Below are 17,931 nucleotides of genomic sequence, written 5' to 3'. Positions count from 1 at the left end.
TCGGGAAGAGCGGGTACGCATGAAGGCAATGGGGAAATTGCTGGTTACTCTGCCGCACGCGTACAACCCTCACGGGGGGACGCGTGTCCAACCGGCGTGGCAGAGGCACTGTTGGAATACGCCGTCGTACCGGCGCGCCCAGGGATCGTTCCCCCGCGCCGCCGCTCGCTCGCGGCAGGCGGCTCCGGCGGCTTCCCCGTGATCGTTCCCGTCCCGCCGGCAAGCGTTCCGGCCGCCGTGCCGCCCGTCCTGCCGACCCTCGGCGGGCGCGTGCCCGCGCCCCGCGACAGCGCGTCCACGGAACCGGCCGGCGGACCGGGCGGCGGACGACCGGCCGATGGACCGGACACCGCGGCGGCCGCCGCCGTTCCCGCCGGGACGCCGTCCGAGACGGCGGCCGACGGCGCTCCGGTCGTGGCCGGGACCACGGTCGACCACCTCACCGAGACCTACCAGGCCCACTACCGGTCCCTCCTGGGCCTGGCCGCGCTGCTCCTCGACGACACGGCCTCCTGCGAGGACGTGGTCCAGGAGGCCTTCATCCGCGTCCACTCGGCCCGCAACCGGGTGCGCGACCGCGACAAGACACTGGCCTATCTCCGCCAGACCGTCGTGAACCTCTCGCGTTCCGCGCTGCGCCGCCGCATCCTCGGTCTCAAGCTGCTGTCCAAGCCGATGCCGGACATGGCCAGCGCGGAGGAAGGGGCCTACGACCAGCTGGAGCGGGACGACCTGATCAAGGCGATGCGCGGGCTCCAGCGCCGCCAGCGCGAGGTGCTGGTGCTGCGCTACTTCGCGGACATGACGGAGGTCCAGGTCGCCGAGACGCTCGGGATATCGCTCGGCTCGGTCAAGGCGTACGGATCGCGGGGCATTGCCGCGCTGAGGGTGGCGATGGAGGCAGCGCAGTCATGAGGGACGACCACGAGAACCCGCTGGGTCCGGCCGCACCGGGCACCGGTGACGAGCAGGTCCTGCGGAGTCTGCTGACCGGGGCGGTGCAGGGGCTGGAACCCTCCGAGGGGGCCCTGGAGCGGCTGCGCCACGCGGTGCCCGTCCGCCGGGCCCGCAAACGGCGGGCACTCGTCGGGGCGGCCGCGGCGGCCCTGCTGGCCGGCACCGCGGTCCCGGCCGCGCTGCACCTGGGCACCGACCAGGGCGCCGCCGCCGGACACTCGGCGATGGCCGGTCACGGCGAGGCGCAGGGCGGCAAGAGCGGCGGCCCCCCCGACCCGCACCAGAACGGCTCCGGCGACGGGACCGGGACCGGCCCGAAGCCCGCGAAGCCCGCCGGCGCGGACCAGGAGGCGGGCGGCGCCGGCGGCACGCCGTCCCCGCAGGCCAGCGGCTCCCCCTCCGGCGGCACGGTGACGGGCGGCCCGTCCGACGCCGGAGCCGTCGCGGGCACCGCGAACGGAGCCGGCCACGGCCCGCCCCCGGTGGGTGCGGCCCCCGGCGTCCCCGGGTGCACCGCCGGACAGCTCGGGGTGGCCGGCAGTGCCCGTGCCCCCGGGCCCGACGGCAAGGTGCTCGGCAGTTTCAAGGTCACCAACGTCTCCGCCAAGGGCTGTACGGTCACCGGCCCGGACACCCTGACCGCCGCGGCGGTCCCCACCGGGCCGCCGCCCGCGCAGTCCGCAGGGGTGACGGTCACCGGCCACACGGCGGGCGACCCGGCGAGCGGGCTGCTGCCCGACCCGTCGGCGGAGACGCCGGTGCTGTTCCTGGAGCCGAACACGGCGTACGAGGTGCGCTTCGCCTGGGTGCCCTCGGGAGCCTCCTGCCCGCCACCCCCCGGCCCGTCGGCCAAGCCCCAGCAGGGCGACGCCGCGCGGCCGGCCGGTACGGGGACGGCCACGGGAGCGTCCGCCGCCGCGCAGGGCGGTGACGGGACCGCGGCCGCCGCCGCTCCGGGCCCGGACCCGCAGACCGGCGGTACGGACACCCGGCAGGGCGGAGTGGCGGTCTCGCACACCCCGGCCACGGGCGATCCGGTCACCCGGACCACCATTCCCGAGGCCTGCGGCGGGACGGTCTACCGGACGGGCATCCTCCCGCAGGCGACGCCGTAGCGCGGAGCCGGCCTCCGGGCCGGCCCGCCACCCCGGACCGGGCGGGGCCCGGCCCGTTTCGCGGTCTGGACCCCGGGCCCGGGCTCAGGCCTGGGCTTCGGCCCGCACGCTCGTGGGAGCGGCGTCCGACGCCGGGAGCAGTCCCGCCTCGGCGTCGCGCAGGGTCTCGACCTCGCGCCGGTAGAGCCGGAACCACATGAAGAGCACGAATCCGGCGAAGACGAACCACTCGCCGGTGTAGCCGAGGTTCTGGAAGGCCTTCATGTCGAGGCCGGTGTTGACCGGTGCCTTCGCCGGCACCGGAAGCATTCCGTCGGCCGGGGTCTGCACCGTCAGCCAGGCGTCGTAGAGCGGGTCCTGCACCAGGTTGACCAGCGTGGCCGCCCCGATCACCCCGATCTGTCCGGCCGGCAGTCCGCCCTGCGCGTGCACGCCCTTGCTCTGGGAGTTCTCCGAGGACTGCAGGGCACCCGTCACCTCGGTCCGCCCGGCCGGCGGTGCCGGAGCCTTCGCCGGGTCCGGCGTCCCGGGCAGCCAGCCGCGGACCACGGGGACGGTCTTGCCGCCGTCGGTCCGCAGCAGGGTCAGGACGTAGAAGCCCGTCTTCCCGTCGAGCACCCGGTCCGGGACCAGCAGCTGCCGCCCGTACTCACCGGCCGCCGAAGCGAGCCGTCCGGAGGTCTTCGTGTCGACCGGGAGCAGCGAGTCCAGCGGTGCGGCCGCCTGGCCGGCGGGCCGCTCCGCGTTCGCCTCCCGGTGGCTGCCGACGCGGTCCTCGAACCGGCCGAGCTGCCAGGTCCCCATGAACAGGCAGAAGGGGATGGCGAGCGCGACGAAGACGTTGATCCCCCACCAGCGCGGGGTCAGGAGAAACCGGTGCACCCCACCACCGTACGGGGGCCGTGCCCGGAGCCCGCCTCCGGGGCTCGGCGGGCTCCGGGCGCGCTACGGGCGCACCCGAGGCCCGACCGGGCCCCGCGGCATCACCTCGGCAGGTGCTTCAGCGCGAACTCCAGGTCCATCCGGACCTGCTTGATCCGCTCCTCCACGACCAGCGAGCCGTGTCCCGCGTCGTAGCGGTAGACCTCGTGGACGGCGCCGCGCGCCGCGAGCCGGTCCACGTAGTTGTCGATCTGCCGGATCGGGCAGCGCGGGTCGTTGACACCCGCCGCGATGTGGACGGGCGCCTTGACCGCGTCCACGTACGTCAGCGGTGAGGAGGCCTCGAACCGCTCCGGGACCTCCTCCGGGGTGCCGCCGAAGAGGGTGCGGTCCAGGGCCTTCAGCGCCTCCATCTCGTCGTGGTACGCCGTCACGTAGTCCGCCACCGGTACGGCGGCCAGCCCGACCGCCCAGTCGTCGGGCCGGGTGCCGATGCCGAGCAGGGTCAGGTACCCGCCCCAGGAGCCGCCCGACAGGACGAGGCGCGCCGGGTCCGCGAGGCCGGAGGCCACGGCCCACTCCCGGACGGCGGAGACGTCCTCCAGCTCGATCAGGCCGACCCGGTGCTTGAGGGCGTCGGTCCACTCGCGCCCGTAGCCGGTCGATCCCCGGTAGTTGACCCGGACCACCGCGAAGCCGTGGTCGAGCCAGGCCGCCGGAGTGGCGAGGAAGGAGTCGCTGTCGTGCCAGGTCGGGCCGCCGTGGATCTCGAAGATCGTGGGGAAGGGGCCCTCGCCGTGGCCCACCGGGCGCTGGGCGAGCGCGTGGATCCGCCCGCCGGGTCCCTCCACCCACACGTCCTCGACGGGCACCGAGCCCGGCGGCCGGAAGCCGGGCGGGTCGAGCACGACGCCGCCCGCGGTGGACCGTACGGAGGCCGGCTCGGCCGCCGAGGACCACTGGTACTCCACGGTCCCGTCGGGGCGGGCGGTCGCGCCGCTGACCGACCCCGGGGGCGTGTCGACCCGTACGAGTTCCCGCGCGGCCAGGTCGTAGCGCCACAGCTCGCTGCGCGCCTCGAAGCTGTGCGCGACGAGCAGGGCGGACCCGTCCGGGTACCACTCGGCGCTCACGTCGCCCGGCAGCTCGACCGCGAGGTCCTCCTGGGCGCCGGTGGCGACGTCCCACACCATCGGCTCCCAGCGGCCGCGACGCTGGTGGCCGACGAGCAGCCGGGTGTCCCCGGCGACCGGGGCGAAGCCGAGCACCTCCAGTCCGAGCTCCACGGTGGCGCCGCGCGAGTCGTCGAGCTCCGCGACGGTCGTCCCGTCGAGGGTGACCACGCGCAGCGCCGAGTGCATCGCGTCGCCGTGCTCGGTGTGCTCGATGGCGAGCAGGGTCCCGTCGTGGGACAGGTCGCCGACGCCGGCCGACTCGCGGTGGCGGTAGATGACGGTGGGGGCGCTGCCGTCGGGGCGCACCACGTGGATGGTGGAGCCGTCCTCGTCCGTGGACCGGCCGACGACCGCCGTGCCGTCGCGACCGATGGCGAGACCGGCCGGGTAGGAGGCCTCCAGGCCCGGGGTGGCGGGCTCGTCGGGGCCGCCCGCGAAGGGCTGGCGGACCCAGGTGCCGAACTCGTCGCCGTCGGTGTCGGAGAACCACCAGATCCACTCGCCGTCGGGGGAGAGGGTGCCGTCGGTGGTGCCGTTGGGGCGGTCGGTGGCCTGGCGCTGCGTGCCGGTGGCACGGTCCCAGGCGTAGAGCTCGTACGTCCCGGTGGCGTTCGAGACGAAGAGCGAGCGGTCCGGGGCGTCCTCCGCCCAGTCGGGGAGCCCGACGCGCGGCGCCCGGAAGCGCTTCTCCCAGTCGGGCATCTCGGGCGTCTCGGCGGCTGCGCCGGTGGTCAGATCGCTGTCGCTGGTCATGCCCTCCATTCTTGCCGCACCGGCGGGAGCGATGCGCCGGTGCGGTTCCGGGATGCCGACGGTGGCGAAGGGGAGCATCGTGGTGGGGGTACGCCCAAGGCAGCCGAGAGGTGTTGATCATGTCCAAGAAGGCTCGCACCGGTCACCACGAGCACCAGGACTCCGAGCGCGCGCTGGCGAAGAACACCGCGGCCGAGGCGCGTGCCAAGGCCGCCGTCCGGGACGTCCAGTCGGTCGCCGCCAAGACGAGGGGCATGCAGCAGAAGGCCCAGTCGAAGCGCGGCTGAGCGCGGCTGAGCGCGGCTGACCACCGCACGGGCCGCCGCCGGGCGCCGGCCGTGCCCGTCCCTGCCCGTCCCTGCCCGTCCGCCGCCGTCCCGCCTGTCCGCCGCCGTCCCCGTCCTGCGACGTCGGCCGCGCACCGGGCCGTTGTTTCACGTGAAACAGAGCGCCGCGTGCGTACGCTGACCGCATGCGGATGATCGTGCGCGGTGCCCGGCTCCTCCACACCGATGGCCTGTCCGACGTCGAGGTCGGCGAGGACGGCCGCATCGCGCGGGTGATCCCGCACGACGACCAGAAGGAGCCGCCCGCGACGGGCGTGCTCGTCGATGCCCACGGAGGGCTGCTCACCGCCCCCTTCGTCGAGCCCCACATCCACCTCGACACCGCCCTGACCGCCGGCCGGCCGCGTCCCAACGCCTCCGGCACCCTCTGGGAGGGCATCGCCTGCTGGAGCGAGCGCAAACGGACCCTCACCCGCGAGGACGTGATCACGCGGGCGACGCAGGTGCTGCGCTGGCAGGCCTCCCACGGCGTCCTCCACGTCCGAACCCACTGCGACGTCACCGACCCCTCCCTCATCGCGCTCGACGCGCTGCTGGAGGTCCGCGACCGGGTGCGGGACGTGATGACGCTCCAGATCGTGGCCTTCCCCCAGGAGGGCATCGTCTCCTTCCCCGACGGCGAGGCTCTGCTGCGCGAGGCCGTGGCGCGCGGGGCGGACGTCGTCGGGGCGATCCCGCACTTCGAGGACACCCGCGAGGACGGGATCGCCTCGCTGCGGACCGCGTTCGCGCTGGCCGAGGAGTACGGACTGCGCGTCGACGCCCACTGCGACGAGATCGACGACGAGCAGTCCCGCTTCGTGGAGGTGCTGGCGACCCTGGCGCTGCGCTCGGGCCTCGGCGGGCGCGCGACCGCCTCGCACACGACGGCGATGGGCTCCTACAACGGTGCGTACAGCTACAAGCTCCAGCGGCTCCTGGCCCGTTCCGGCATCAACCTGGTCTCCAACCCCTTCGCCAACCTCAACCTCCAGGGCCGTTTCGACGGCTATCCACGCCGCCGCGGCCTCACCCAGGTCAAGGAGATGCTGGCCGCCGGGGTCAACGTGGCCTTCGGCCACGACGACGTGATGGACCCCTGGAACGCGCTCGGAACCGGAAACCCGCTCCAGACCGCCCTCGTCGGCCTCTACGCCGCCCAGCTCACCGGAGCCGACGAGATCCCGGCCGCCTTCTCGATGGTGACGGGCCGTGCGGCCCGTGTGCTCGGCCTCGACGCCTCGGAGTACGGGATCACGGAGGGCGCCCCCGCCTCCTTCGTGCTCCTGCCCGCACCCACGCCCGAGGAGGCGATCCGCCGTCAGGTCCGGCCGCGCTACGTCGTATCGCGCGGCAGCGTGCTCGCCGAGACCCGGCCCGCGCCGACACGGCTGTCCTGGCCGGGGGAGGAGCCGTCCGAGGTGGACTTCATCCCGTCCGCCTAGGGTGCCCCCATGACGTGGACCCTTCACAACCTTGACTCCGACACGGCCCGTTCGGCCTTCGAAGCAGCCTCGGAGTACGCCGATCAGGCCCTGCTCAACCACTCCGTCCGTTCCTACGCCTTCGGCGCCGAGTACGCGCGCCGGCACGGGCTCGCCCACGACGCGGAACTCCTCTACGTCAGCGCCCTGCTGCACGACCTGGGCCTGACCCCGCCCTTCGACAGCCACACCCTCCCCTTCGAGGAGGCCGGCGGCCACGTGGCCCGGATCTTCACCGCGGGGCTGGGCTGGGCGCCGCAGCGACGGGCCCGGGCGCAGGAGGTGATCGTGCTGCACATGCGCGACGACGTCACCGCCGCCGAGGACGTCGAGAGCCACCTCCTCCAGGTGGGCACGAGCGCGGACGTGTCGGGGCTGCGCGTGGCCGACTTCGACCCCGCCTTCCGGGCCGGCCTGCTGGAGCACTACCCGCGCCTCGGCTTCGGCCCGGCCTTCCTGGCCCTGGTCGAGGACCAGGCCGTACGCAAGCCCGCCTGCGCGGCGGCCGCGTACGTGGCGGGCGGCGCGGCCCGGCGCATCGCCGCGAACCCGCTGGACGCGTAAGGGCGGGTCGGCGCGCGCCGGGTTGCTCACCCGGCGGCCCGCGGGCCGCCCGGCAGCAGCTCGGTGGTGATCATGGCGGCCACGACCGCCATGATCACCAGCGGTGTCACGGCGGCGATGCCCAGCGCCGGCGCCCAGTGCGCACAGCGCCGTCCGTACCAGCGTCCGTCCCGCGACGTAAGTCGCCACGGCACGGCCCGTGGTCATGAGCCCGTGCTGGAGGGCGGCCACGAGCACCGCGATCAGCAGCCCCCAGACCACCTCGGGGGCGTCCAGCCGGGTGAACGGCTCGGGCAGCTTCGCGGTCAGGTTGCCGGTCTGCAGGCCGGTCCACCGCCCGAAGCCGGTGAACACCAGGGACCCGATGCCGCTCGACAGCATGGCGGGCAGCATGACGGCGAACAGCCGGACCCCGCCACACCCACCAGCTCGATCAGGAGCACCCCCGCGATCAGCGGAGCCTCCGGACCCAGGACGGCGCCGAAGGGCAGGCTCGCCGCCGCCGCGAGCACCACCCCGGGCAGCACGTCCGTCGAGGCCCGCCCATGCCCGCACCCATGGACCGCACGGGGATGTGACCGCCCGCGCCCTTCATGTGCAGGGCGATCAGCCCGACCAGCACGCCCGCGACGAACAGCAGCGGCAGCGGCCACCACCAAGGGGCGGAGGACCAGCCGAGGGCGTGCGGAAGGCCGGACCACAGCGCGTGCTGGAGCTCGTGGATCCCGGCGAGGAACCAGAACGACACCAGCGACACCGGAATGCCGACGAGCGCGCAGAACAGCAGGGTCTTCAGATATCCGGGGGCCTTCAGCACGTCCGCCGGCCGGAGCGCCTCCGCGGGCTGCGCCGTGCTCACCGTTCATACCGTCCCGGGTGTCGGGTGAGCCCGATCCGCACCGCGCCGAAGAGCACCTTGGCGACGATGCCCACCACGACGAGGTCGGCCACCATCTGCAGGGTCGTCACCACCCGGCCGGTGGGGGTCGCCGGCACGATGTCGCCGAAGCCGACGGTCGCGAACACCGTCACCGTGAAGTACAGGGCGGAGGTGCGGTCCAGGGGTTCCGAGAAGGACTGCGGATTCCCGTCCGAGAGCAGGACGTACGACGCCGAGAACAGCAGCAGGAACAGGGGCACGGCGGTGGCCAGAGCCTCGATCGCCCGCAGCCGCGGATACTCCGAGCGGCTGATGGCGGATGCCTGCCAGCCCACCATGGCCCCGAACAGGACCAGCCCGCCCAGCAGGACTCCGAAGGAGAGGTCGTTGAAGCCGTGGTCGAGCGGGGCCACGTAGTAGAGCGCGGTCAGCACGGTCGGCGAGGCGACGATGCACGCCAAGTGGCACAGGACATGCAGCTGCCGCCGCCGGGAAGAGTCGTCGCCACCCATGGCCCTCCTCCCGTGCTCCGGAGCCCCGCCCCTCCGGCGTGGCCCTCCAGGCATTGCAACACCGCCGGCCCCCGGCCGCACCTCAGCCGCCGCCCCGCCGGCTCCGTCGGCAACGAAGGACTCGACCCAGGGACGACCTGCGGCGCGACCCCAGCGCGGAAGTGGACCCGCGGACCGCCATGGGCACCCGCGACCCCGAGCACCTGACGATGACGGCCGACGGAACCGAAGCCGTGCCGAGGCCGGCCAAGGGCGCGCTGAGCAGACGTGGCACCGCTCGTGACAGGGCCTGATCCGCGATCCGGATCAGGCCCTTGACCGGGTCCTACGTCCGGGCCGGGGTCACTTCGCGCCGATCGCGTACCGGTACGACGCCTGGACGATCTGCCAGACGGTCTCCAACTCCGCCGCGGTCCTGGGCCCGTAGACGAGCGTCACGTTCTGGACGGGGTGGTGTACGCCCCAGCCCGCGGCGATGACCTCGGCCTCGGTCTCCGGCGGGAGCGTGACGTGGAGCGAGCCGTCGTGGTGGGGATGGATGTGGCCCCACTCCCGGCCCCCCTGGAAGGCTTCGGCGGGGCCGTTGCCGATGCCCTCGGGCAGGAACAGCGCACGGGCGTGCGGGACCGAGACGAGCGTGGGGGCCATGTAGACGTACGGCAGCGCGCGCATCCGTTCCCACAGCTCCTCCTGCAGCATGATCGGGGAGATCTGGGAGCCCTGGCCGTGCGGGGCCGGACCGAAGACGCGCGGAGCCGCGCCTTCGCGGGGAGTCAGGGTCAGCATGAAGGGTGTCCTTTCGGGCCGGTGACCCGGCCGCGGGGTGAACGGTCGACGAAGCTGCAGCATGCGGGCTCCCGGCGTTCGCCTTGGTGGAGAGCCGGTCGAGGACGCGGCGGAGCCCGTCGGCGGCCTCACTGCCGGCTCCCCGGGCACGATGCGGGGGCAGGCCCTCGGCGGGGGCGACCGCACCGGGCCGCGAGCCACGGTTGACCGGCCGTGAGGAGGCCTCCGCGGAGGCCGAGTCGTTCCACGCGAAGGCCGGCCGCCCCTTCGAGGCGGATCCCCCTGGGTGCCTTCCGAACGATCACCCGAAACGCAGGAAGGGCTTGACCCGCGATGCGGATCAAGCCCTTGACCTGGTCTTACGAAGTCGGGGTGGCGGGATTTGAACCCACGACCTCTTCGTCCCGAACGAAGCGCGCTGCCAAGCTGCGCTACACCCCGATGTCCACCGTGCAGGCTTGCTGCCTGGCGACATCGATTACTTTAGCGGACCCTCGGCCGGAGACGAAATCCGGTTTTCGCGGGGCCCCTGCAGGGGCCCCTGCAGGAGGGGGGAGCGGACCCTAGGCCTTGGGCGTGAGGGTCAGGAGCGTGGCCTCCGGGGGGCAGGCGAAGCGGACCGGGGTGAAGCGGTTCGTGCCGCAGCCGGCCGAGACGTGCAGGTAGGACCGGTGCCCCCCGGCCTCGTACGTCGACAGTCCCTTCACCCGCTTGGTGTCGAGGTCGCAGTTGGTGACCAGCGCCCCGTAGAAGGGGATGCACAGCTGCCCGCCGTGGGTGTGGCCGGCGAGGATCAGCGGGTAGCGGTCGGCGGTGAAGGCCTCCAGGACCCGGAGGTAGGGGGCGTGCACCACGGCCAGCGAGAAGTCCGCGTCCGCCTCGGGGCCGCCCGCGACCCGCTCGTAGCGGTCCCGCTTGATGTGGGGGTCGTCCAGCCCGGTGAAGGCCAGCTCCAGGCCGTTCAGCTTCATGCGGGCCCGGGTGTTGGTCAGGTTCAGCCAGCCGGCGGCGTCGAAGGCGTCCCGCATGTCCTCCCACGGGTTGTGGACGGCTCCGACGACCGGCTTGTTGCCGTTCAGCCCGTGCCGGCCCTGCGCCTTCTCGATCAGGTAGCGCCCCGGGTTGCGCAGCCGCGGCCCGTAGTAGTCGTTCGACCCGAAGACGTACGCGCCGGGGAACTCCATCAGCGGACCCAGCGCGTCCAGGACCTCCGGCACGCCCTCCGTGTCGGAGAGGTTGTCGCCGGTGTTGACGACGAGGTCGGGGCGCAGCCCCGCCAGGGACTGGAGCCAGGCGCGCTTCTTGCGCTGCCCGCCGACCATGTGGATGTCCGACACCTGGAGTACGCGCAGCGGCCGCATCCCCGCCGGAAGCACCGGCACCGTGACCCGCCGCAAGCGGAACGACCGGGCCTCGAATCCGGCGGCATAGGCCACTCCGGCGGCCCCCACCGCCGCGAGTCCGGCCGTGACCTTCAGGGGGACTTCGTAACGCGCGCGCATGCCCCCATCGTCGCAGACCGCGAAAACCTGCGGGCGCCACCGTCCCCGCACCTGGCAGACTCAGTGCATGACCACGCTCAAGGCCAAGCTCCAGGAAGACCTCACCACCGCGATCAAGGCGCGCGACGAACTCGCTTCGTCCACCCTGCGCCTGACCCTCTCAGCCATCACCAAGGAGGAGGTCGCGGGCAAGGAAGCGCGCGTGCTCTCCGACGAGGAAGTCCTCAAGGTGATCGCCAAGGAGGCGAAGAAGCGCCGCGAGGCCGCCGAGGCCTTCGCCCAGGGCGGCCGCGGCGAGCAGGCCGCGCGGGAGACCGCCGAGGGCGAGTTCCTCGACGGCTACCTGCCCAAGCAGCTCAGCGACGACGAGCTCGTCGCGATCGTCGCGCAGGCGGTAGAGGAGGCCAAGGCGGCGGGTGCCGAGGGGCCGCGGGCCATGGGCGCCGTCATGAAGATCGTGAACCCGAAGGTGGCCGGTCTGGCCGAGGGCGGCCGCGTCGCCGCGGTCGTCAAGCAGCAGCTCTCGTAGCGGCGGACCGGACCGGGAGTACATGAAGAAGGGGAGGGCCCCGGCGGAACCGTCCGCCGGGGCCCTCCCCTTCTTCGCTTCTCCCGCTACTGCGGCTCCGGGCCGCCGATCAGACCGGCCGCGCCCGCTGCGGTGCCGCCGGTGACGGGGTCGGTCGCGCCGCCTCCCGTGGCGCCGCCGAAGAGGCCTCCGGTGGGTCCGGCCGCCGTCGCGCCGCCGGGGCGGTTGTCCCCCGGCTTGTTGTCGCCGCCGGGCTTGCCCGGCTTCCCCGGCTTGTGCGGGGTGGTCGGCTGGGTCGGGTTGTTCCGGCCGCCGTTGTTGCCGCCGGTGCCGTTGTTGCCGCCGGTGCCGCCGCCACCGCCCGGAACCGAGGGCTCCGGGATGTTGACCGTGACGAATCCGGGGGCCTCGCGGCCGGACAGCGAGCCGGAGACCGCGTCCTTCCAGATCGGGCCGGGCAGGCCACCGCCGAAGACCTTCGGGTAGTACTGACCGCCGATGGTGATGTCCTCCATCGTGATCTTCTTCGCGCCGCCCGAACCGACCCACACGGCGCCGGACAGGTTCGGCGTGTAGCCGACGAACCAGGCGTTGTAGCGGTTGTCCGTGGTACCGGTCTTGCCGGCGTTGTCGCGGTCGGTCAGACCGGCCCGCTCACCCGTACCGGAGTCGACCACTCCGCGCAGCAGCGTGTTGATCGTGTCGGCCGTGTCCTGGGACATCGCCCGGTCGCACTTGGTCTTCGGCACCGCGAGGGCCTTGCCGTGGGCGTCGGTGATCGACTCCAGCGCGATCGGGGTGCAGTAGACGCCCCGGTTGGCGAAGGTGGCGTAGGCGTTGGCCATCGTCAGCGGGGACATCTCGGCGGAGCCGAGCGCGATGGACGGCTCCTCGGGCAGCTTCACGCCGCTGGCCGGGACCACGCCGAGCTTCTGCGTCATCTCCGTGACCGGGCACAGCCCGATCTCCGAGATCATCTGCACGAAGTACGTGTTGATGGACTTCTCCATCGCCGTCTTCAGCGCGTACGGACCCTGCTCCTCCGGGGTCTCGTTCTCCGCCGTCTGCAGCTTGCCGTTGGCGAGCGGCAGGTTCTGCCAGTTCGACCCGTCGCACCGGGACACCGGGCTCGGGTACTCCATCTTGTTCGGCGCCGAGTACACCTTCGTCGGCTCCATCCCCCGCTCTATGGCGGCGGCGGCGATGAACGGCTTGAACGTGGATCCGACCTGGAAGCCGAAGTTGGAGCCGCCCATCCGCTTGTCCACGGAGTAGTTGATCTGCGTCTCGTTCTTCCCGAAGCCGTACGGCTTCGACTGGCCCATGGCCAGCACCCGTCCGGTGCCCGGCTGGACCATGGTCACGGCCGTCGCGATCGAGTCGTCCTCGTGGACGTGGTCCTTGATCGAGGCGTTGGCGGCGTCCTGCGACTGCGGGTCCAGCGTCGTACGGACCGTCAGACCGCCCTGGTTCCAGATCTTCGCGCGCTCTTCCCGTGTCTTGCCGAAGACCGGGTCGGACAGGAAGGTGTTGCGCACGTAGTCGCAGAAGAAGCCCGCGCCCTTGACCGCGGTGATGCAGCCGTTCTTCGGCCGGGTCACCTTCAGGGTCACCGGCTTCTTCTTCGCCTCGTCCGCCTCCGCCTGCGAGATGTCCTTCATGTCGGCCATCCGCTGGAGGACGGTGTTACGGCGCTTCATCGCCTCCTGCGCGTCGTTCACCGGGTCGAACCGGCTCGGCGACTGGACGACGCCCGCGAGCAGCGCCGACTCCTCCAGGGTCAGGTCCTTGGCCGGCTTGCTGAAGTAGCGCTGCGCCGCGGACTCGATCCCGTACGCCTGCTGGCCGAAGTACGTGATGTTGAGGTAGTTCTCGAGGATCTTCTTCTTCCCGAGCTCCTCCTCGACCTGGATCGAGTACTTCAGCTCGCGGATCTTGCGTCCGAGGCTCTTCTCCTGGGCCTCGCGGACCTTCGACTCGTCGTCACCCGCCTCCTCTACGAAGACGTTCTTGACGTACTGCTGCGTCAGCGTGGAGGCGCCCTGCGCGGCGCCGCCCTCCTGCGCGTTCCGGTTCACCGCGCGCAGGATGCCCTTGAGGTCGACCGCGCCGTGTTCGTAGAAACGCGAGTCCTCGATCGCGACGATCGCCTTCTGCATGTACGGCGAGATGGCCGTGAGCGGGACCACCTGCCGGTCCCGTGAATAGACGGTGGCGATCAGGCCACCTTCCGCGTCCAGAATCGTGGTGCGCTGGCTCAGCGGAGGGGTCTTCAGATTGGCCGGGATCTCGTCGAAACCCTCGACGGTCCCCTTGGCCGCGAGTCCCAGCGCGCCTGCGCCCGGGATCGCGATGCCGGCGAGTACGACTCCGGAGAGAACGGACACCCCGAGGAACTTGGCGGCCTGCTGTGGCCCCGTGAGCCCGCCGCCCGAGCGCTTCTTTCCCATGGAGGGCAGCCTACGTTCTCATTCGCCGGACACACGCGAATGCCTTGGCCTAAGCTGACCCCAACTGTCACAGGAGTGCGGTGCCACATCAACCCCCCGGCTTGATTTTCACCCTTCCCGAATGGGGTGGACGCATGTCCGAATCCCGCTCTTCCCGCTGGCGGCCCCGCACCGACACTTTCCCGATTTCACCCGAATCGCCGGAATGGTCGGGCATGTCGCCGGATCACTCCGTCGGGTGATCTGCCGCTTACCCATAGTCCGTTCGGACCATTCAAGATTGGGCCCGTCGGGGGTGTTGCACTGTGCCCACCTTCCGTAACGTCCTCAACTGGCAGCGGTGAATATGCCGCTACCGCCGTGGGGGAGCCTCGATTCGGGAGAGGACGGCGCCGGGATGGGCTGGGTTACCGACTGGAGTGCGCAGGCAGCCTGCCGCACTACCGATCCGGATGAACTGTTCGTTCAAGGAGCGGCACAGAACAGGGCCAAGGCGGTGTGCACCGGATGCCCGGTGCGGACCGAATGCCTGGCCGACGCGCTCGACAATCGTGTCGAGTTCGGAGTGTGGGGCGGAATGACCGAGCGGGAACGACGTGCCTTGTTGCGCAGGCGTCCCACCGTCACCTCGTGGCGACGATTGCTCGAAACCGCCCGCACGGAGTACGAGCGCAGTACGGGCATCCTGACCGTGGACGTCGACGCGGAGATCGACGTGTCGTACGAGACGTACGCGGCAGCCGGGTAACCACCCGGGCGCCACGTCGTACGAACGCCTATGCTCCGGCCGGAACACCGGCCGCGAGTCGCTCTCCGATGGCCCGCAGCCCGGCGAGGTCGTGTACATCGCCGGGCAGGGCGGCCACGTGAGCCACCGCCACTTCGGGGTGCAGTGAAGTGAAACGGTCGCGGGTGCGCTGTTCGCGCGCGATCACCTGCATGCGTTCGGCGTGCAGGCGCAACAACCCTGCCGTGATCTCGTCCACCTCCGTGACGACGCGCGCGTCGTCCGTGTGGTGTGCGTCGGGTGCTTCCGGGTCTCCGGAGGTCTTCGGTGCGTCGTCCACGCCGGGGGAGCCGTCGTCGGCGGCGTCACGAAGTCCAGCTTTCCCGGACTCCTGATCGACAATGCCGCCTTCTTCAAGATTCTCTGCGGCGGCCAGGGCCCGCTCGGCGGACAGCCCCGCGACATCGCTGCCGTGCACCCGGTTCAGCACCAGGCCGGCCAGCGGCATCCGCTCCGCTGCCAGCCGTTCGACGAAGTACGCGGCCTCGCGCAGGGCGTCCGGCTCGGGGGAGGCGACCACGAGGAAGGCCGTGCCGGGAGCCTGGAGCAGCCGGAAGGTCGCGTCCGCGCGGGTGCGGAACCCGCCGAACATCGTGTCCATCGCGGCCACGAAGGTCTGCACGTCCTTCAGCAGCGAGGCGCCCATCAGCTTGCTCAGCGTGCCGGTCATCATCGACATGCCGACGTTCAGGAACTTCATGCCGGCCCGCCCGCCGACCTTCGCCGGAGCCATCAGCACCCGGATGAACTTCCCGTCCAGGAAGGACCCGAGCCGCTTCGGCGCGTCGAGGAAATCCAGCGCGGACCGGCTCGGCGGGGTGTCCACCACGATCAGGTCCCAGTCGTCCTTGGACCGCAGCTGCCCCAGCTTCTCCATCGCCATGTACTCCTGCGTGCCCGCGAAACCGGCCGACAGGGACTGGTAGAAGGGGTTCGCGAGGATGGCCCGCGTCCGCTCCGCGTCCGCGTGCGATTCGACGATCTCGTCGAAGGTCCGCTTCATGTCCAGCATCATGGCGTGCAGTTCGCCGCCCCCGCCGGACACGCCCACCACCTTGCGCGGGGTGTTGTCCAGCGAATCGATGCCCATCGACTGGGCCAGCCGGCGCGCCGGGTCGATGGTCAGCACGACCACCTTCCGCCCGCGTTCGGCCGCCCGGACGCCGAGCGCCGCGGCCGTCGTGGTCTTGCCGACCCCGCCCGCCCCGCAGCACACGATGATCCGGGTCTTCGGGTCGTCCAGCAGCGCGTCGACGGCCAGTCGCGCGGGAGTGTCCAGGCCCACGGTGTTCCCACCCTCACTCATCGGCGTCCGCCTGCTTGCGGAGCTCAGTCGCCAGCTCGTACAGCCCGGCCAGCTCCATCCCCGAGCCGAGCAAGGGGAGTTCGTACGTCGGCACGTCCAGCCCCGCCAGCACCTGGCGTTGCTCCCGCTCCAGCTCCACCCGGCTCGCGTGCTCCGCGGCCTGCGCCAGCAGCGGCTCCACCAGCCGCTCGGCCAGCCCGCCCCGCCGCGCGCCCCCGAGCCCGGCCCGGGACAGGGCCCGGGCGATGTCGGCCCGGTGACCCTCGGCGGCCTCGCGCAGGGTGCCCTCGTCCACATGGTGCGGGCGCACCATGTTGACGAAGACCCGGCCCACCGGAAGCCCCGCCTCCAGGAGTTCCGCGATGCCGTCCGCGGTCTCCTGGACGGGCATCTCCTCCAGCAGGGTCACCAGGTGCACCGCCGTGTCGGGTGACTTGAGCACCTTCATCACGGCCTGCGCCTGGTTGTGGATGGGCCCGAACCGGGCCAGCCCCGCCACCTCGTCGTTGACGTTCAGGAAGCGGGTGATCCGCCCGGTCGGCGGCGCGTCCATGATCACGTGGTCGTAGACGAACCGTCCCGCCTTGTCCTTGCGCCGGACCGCCTCGCACGCCTTGCCGGTCAGCAGGACGTCCCGCAGACCGGGCGCGATCGTCGTGGCGAAGTCGATCGCCCCGAGCTTCTTGAGGGCCCGGCCGGCGGAGCCGAGCTTGTAGAACATCTGGAGGTAGTCCAGCAGCGCCCGTTCCGCGTCGATGGCGAGCGCGTACACCTCACCCCCGCCCCCGCCGGGCGCGACGGCGATCTTCCGCTCCTCGTAAGGGAGCGCCTCCGTGCCGAAAAGCTGTGCGATGCCCTGCCTGCCCTCGACCTCCACGAGAAGAGTCCGCTTGCCCTCGCGTGCGAGGGCGAGCGCGAGTGCCGCGGCGACCGTGGTCTTGCCGGTGCCGCCCTTGCCGCTGACCACCTGGAGCCTGCTCACAGCGTCCGAGCCTAACCACTCCCGCCCAGGCATTACGCTCGGGCCCATGACCAAGAAGTTCGAATACGCGACGGTGCCCCTGCTGGTGCACGCCACCAAGCAGATCCTCGACACCTGGGGCGAGGACGGCTGGGAGCTCGTCCAGGTCGTGCCCGGCCCGAACAACCCCGAGCAGCTCGTGGCCTACCTCAAGCGGGAGAAGGCATGAGCGGCGTCGTCGAGGCGAGGATCGCCGAGCTCGGCCTGACCCTCCCCGAGGTCGTTCCGCCGCTGGCCACGTACCAGCCGGCCGTGCGGTCGGGTGCCTACGTGTACACCGCCGGCCAGCTCCCGATGGTGCAGGGCAAGCTGCCGCTGACCGGCAAGGTCGGCGCGGAGGTCTCCGCGGAGCAGGCCAAGGAGCTGGCCGCGACCTGCGCGCTGAACGCGCTGGCCGCCGTCAAGTCCGTGGTCGGTGACCTCGACAAGATCGCCCGTGTCGTCAAGGTCGTCGGCTTCGTCGCCTCGGCCCCCGACTTCACGGCCCAGCCGGGCGTGCTGAACGGCGCGAGCGAGCTGCTGGGCGAGATCCTCGGCGAGAAGGGCGTCCACGCGCGCAGTGCGGTCGGCGTCGCCGTCCTCCCGCTGGACGCCCCTGTCGAGATCGAGATCCAGGTCGAGCTGACCGCTTCGGCCTGACGCGCCGCTCCCTCCGGGGACGCGTCGCTCGCACCGCTCGGCCCCGAGGGGCCTCCCCGGCTCCGCGCCGCCCCAACGGACTCCGTCCGGCGGGGCGGGTGCGGGGCCGGTGGCGTTTTCGGCCGCAGGGGGGCGCGCGGGCCGTGACGTGGTGCCGTCCGGCACTGCGGGAGCGGCCGGGCCGTGGGGCGTCGCCGGCCGTCCCGGGCCGTCCCCGGGCCGGGGACGGCGCCCGGAGGGCGGTCGGGGCCGCGGGCCAGGAG

The 17,931-nt window shown here is 72.2% G+C and carries 19 protein-coding genes and 1 tRNA gene; 9 read left to right on the top strand and 11 right to left on the bottom strand.

Annotated elements, in window-relative coordinates; all coding sequences use genetic code 11:
* Positions 1-96: 96 nt before the first annotated feature.
* Positions 97-915 (top strand): SigE family RNA polymerase sigma factor, encoded by an 819-nt coding sequence (locus AB4039_RS30090; protein WP_442272270.1) that lies wholly within the window; start codon positions 97-99, stop codon positions 913-915.
* Positions 912-2,072, top strand: coding sequence for a hypothetical protein (locus AB4039_RS30085; RefSeq protein ID WP_442272269.1), 1,161 nt, complete (start codon positions 912-914; stop codon positions 2,070-2,072). The genes AB4039_RS30090 and AB4039_RS30085 overlap by 4 nt, the downstream gene beginning before the upstream one ends.
* A gap of 84 nt (positions 2,073-2,156) precedes the next feature.
* Here AB4039_RS30085 and AB4039_RS30080 read toward each other — a convergent pair whose 3' ends face one another.
* Together AB4039_RS30080 and AB4039_RS30075 are read right to left on the bottom strand one after the other, a co-directional pair.
* Positions 2,157-2,954 (bottom strand): SURF1 family protein, encoded by a 798-nt coding sequence (locus tag AB4039_RS30080; protein ID WP_442272268.1) that lies wholly within the window; start codon positions 2,952-2,954, stop codon positions 2,157-2,159.
* Positions 2,955-3,055: 101 nt separating this feature from the next.
* On the bottom strand, positions 3,056-4,882 hold the full coding sequence (locus AB4039_RS30075) for a prolyl oligopeptidase family serine peptidase (RefSeq protein ID WP_266840010.1): 1,827 nt from the start codon (positions 4,880-4,882) through the stop codon (positions 3,056-3,058).
* A 119-nt stretch (positions 4,883-5,001) separates the two neighbouring features.
* On the opposite strand from AB4039_RS30075, the gene AB4039_RS30070 reads away from it, so the two are divergent.
* From AB4039_RS30070 to AB4039_RS30060, 3 genes are all read left to right on the top strand, one after another.
* A complete protein-coding gene (locus tag AB4039_RS30070; RefSeq protein WP_158740609.1) occupies positions 5,002-5,169 on the top strand; it encodes a hypothetical protein in 168 nt (55 codons plus the stop codon).
* A 185-nt stretch (positions 5,170-5,354) separates the two neighbouring features.
* Positions 5,355-6,653, top strand: a complete 1,299-nt coding sequence (gene codA, locus AB4039_RS30065; protein ID WP_442272267.1) for a cytosine deaminase — start codon at positions 5,355-5,357, stop codon at positions 6,651-6,653.
* Positions 6,654-6,662: 9 nt separating this feature from the next.
* Positions 6,663-7,256 (top strand): HD domain-containing protein, encoded by a 594-nt coding sequence (locus AB4039_RS30060; protein ID WP_266840006.1) that lies wholly within the window; start codon positions 6,663-6,665, stop codon positions 7,254-7,256.
* 26 nt (positions 7,257-7,282) lie between these two features.
* Here AB4039_RS30060 and AB4039_RS30055 read toward each other — a convergent pair whose 3' ends face one another.
* The 6 genes from AB4039_RS30055 to AB4039_RS30030 all read right to left on the bottom strand — a co-directional run bounded on the left by AB4039_RS30055 (position 7,283) and on the right by AB4039_RS30030 (position 10,936).
* Positions 7,283-7,450, bottom strand: a complete 168-nt coding sequence (locus tag AB4039_RS30055) for a hypothetical protein (RefSeq protein ID WP_442272266.1) — start codon at positions 7,448-7,450, stop codon at positions 7,283-7,285.
* 257 nt (positions 7,451-7,707) lie between these two features.
* Positions 7,708-8,115 (bottom strand): hypothetical protein, encoded by a 408-nt coding sequence (locus AB4039_RS30050; RefSeq protein WP_266840004.1) that lies wholly within the window; start codon positions 8,113-8,115, stop codon positions 7,708-7,710.
* Positions 8,112-8,597, bottom strand: coding sequence for a potassium channel family protein (locus tag AB4039_RS30045; RefSeq protein ID WP_442272265.1), 486 nt, complete (start codon positions 8,595-8,597; stop codon positions 8,112-8,114). The genes AB4039_RS30050 and AB4039_RS30045 overlap by 4 nt, the downstream gene beginning before the upstream one ends.
* 393 nt (positions 8,598-8,990) lie before the next feature.
* Positions 8,991-9,434, bottom strand: a complete 444-nt coding sequence (locus AB4039_RS30040; protein ID WP_442272264.1) for a luciferase domain-containing protein — start codon at positions 9,432-9,434, stop codon at positions 8,991-8,993.
* 367 nt (positions 9,435-9,801) lie between these two features.
* Positions 9,802-9,875 (bottom strand) — tRNA-Pro (locus tag AB4039_RS30035).
* 122 nt (positions 9,876-9,997) lie between these two features.
* A complete protein-coding gene (locus AB4039_RS30030) occupies positions 9,998-10,936 on the bottom strand; it encodes a metallophosphoesterase (protein ID WP_266840000.1) in 939 nt (312 codons plus the stop codon).
* A 67-nt stretch (positions 10,937-11,003) separates the two neighbouring features.
* Here AB4039_RS30030 and AB4039_RS30025 point away from each other — a divergent pair, with 67 nt between their 5' ends.
* Positions 11,004-11,465 (top strand): GatB/YqeY domain-containing protein, encoded by a 462-nt coding sequence (locus tag AB4039_RS30025; protein WP_266839998.1) that lies wholly within the window; start codon positions 11,004-11,006, stop codon positions 11,463-11,465.
* Positions 11,466-11,551: 86 nt separating this feature from the next.
* Here AB4039_RS30025 and AB4039_RS30020 read toward each other — a convergent pair whose 3' ends face one another.
* On the bottom strand, positions 11,552-13,915 hold the full coding sequence (locus AB4039_RS30020) for a transglycosylase domain-containing protein (protein ID WP_266839996.1): 2,364 nt from the start codon (positions 13,913-13,915) through the stop codon (positions 11,552-11,554).
* 397 nt (positions 13,916-14,312) lie between these two features.
* Here AB4039_RS30020 and AB4039_RS30015 point away from each other — a divergent pair, with 397 nt between their 5' ends.
* Positions 14,313-14,663 (top strand): WhiB family transcriptional regulator, encoded by a 351-nt coding sequence (locus AB4039_RS30015; RefSeq protein ID WP_030228569.1) that lies wholly within the window; start codon positions 14,313-14,315, stop codon positions 14,661-14,663.
* A 28-nt stretch (positions 14,664-14,691) separates the two neighbouring features.
* On the opposite strand, the gene AB4039_RS30010 is transcribed toward AB4039_RS30015, so the two are convergent.
* Together AB4039_RS30010 and AB4039_RS30005 are read right to left on the bottom strand one after the other, a co-directional pair.
* Positions 14,692-16,008, bottom strand: a complete 1,317-nt coding sequence (locus AB4039_RS30010) for an ArsA family ATPase (protein WP_266839995.1) — start codon at positions 16,006-16,008, stop codon at positions 14,692-14,694.
* A complete protein-coding gene (locus AB4039_RS30005; protein WP_266839994.1) occupies positions 16,001-16,990 on the bottom strand; it encodes an ArsA-related P-loop ATPase in 990 nt (329 codons plus the stop codon). Before AB4039_RS30005 ends, AB4039_RS30010 begins: the two co-directional genes overlap by 8 nt.
* Before the next feature lie 46 nt (positions 16,991-17,036).
* Here AB4039_RS30005 and AB4039_RS30000 point away from each other — a divergent pair, with 46 nt between their 5' ends.
* Together AB4039_RS30000 and AB4039_RS29995 are read left to right on the top strand one after the other, a co-directional pair.
* Complete coding sequence (locus AB4039_RS30000; protein WP_007264966.1) at positions 17,037-17,198, top strand: DUF4177 domain-containing protein; 162 nt, start codon at positions 17,037-17,039, stop codon at positions 17,196-17,198.
* Positions 17,195-17,668, top strand: a complete 474-nt coding sequence (locus AB4039_RS29995; RefSeq protein ID WP_030228566.1) for a RidA family protein — start codon at positions 17,195-17,197, stop codon at positions 17,666-17,668. Before AB4039_RS30000 ends, AB4039_RS29995 begins: the two co-directional genes overlap by 4 nt.
* The last annotated feature ends 263 nt before the right edge of the window (positions 17,669-17,931 follow it).

Source organism: Streptomyces sp. M-16 (genome assembly GCF_052114405.1).
Taxonomy (GTDB): Bacteria; Actinomycetota; Actinomycetes; order Streptomycetales; family Streptomycetaceae; genus Streptomyces.
Note: the sequence above shows the minus strand (reverse complement) of the source record. Positions and strands in the feature narration are given on the sequence as shown.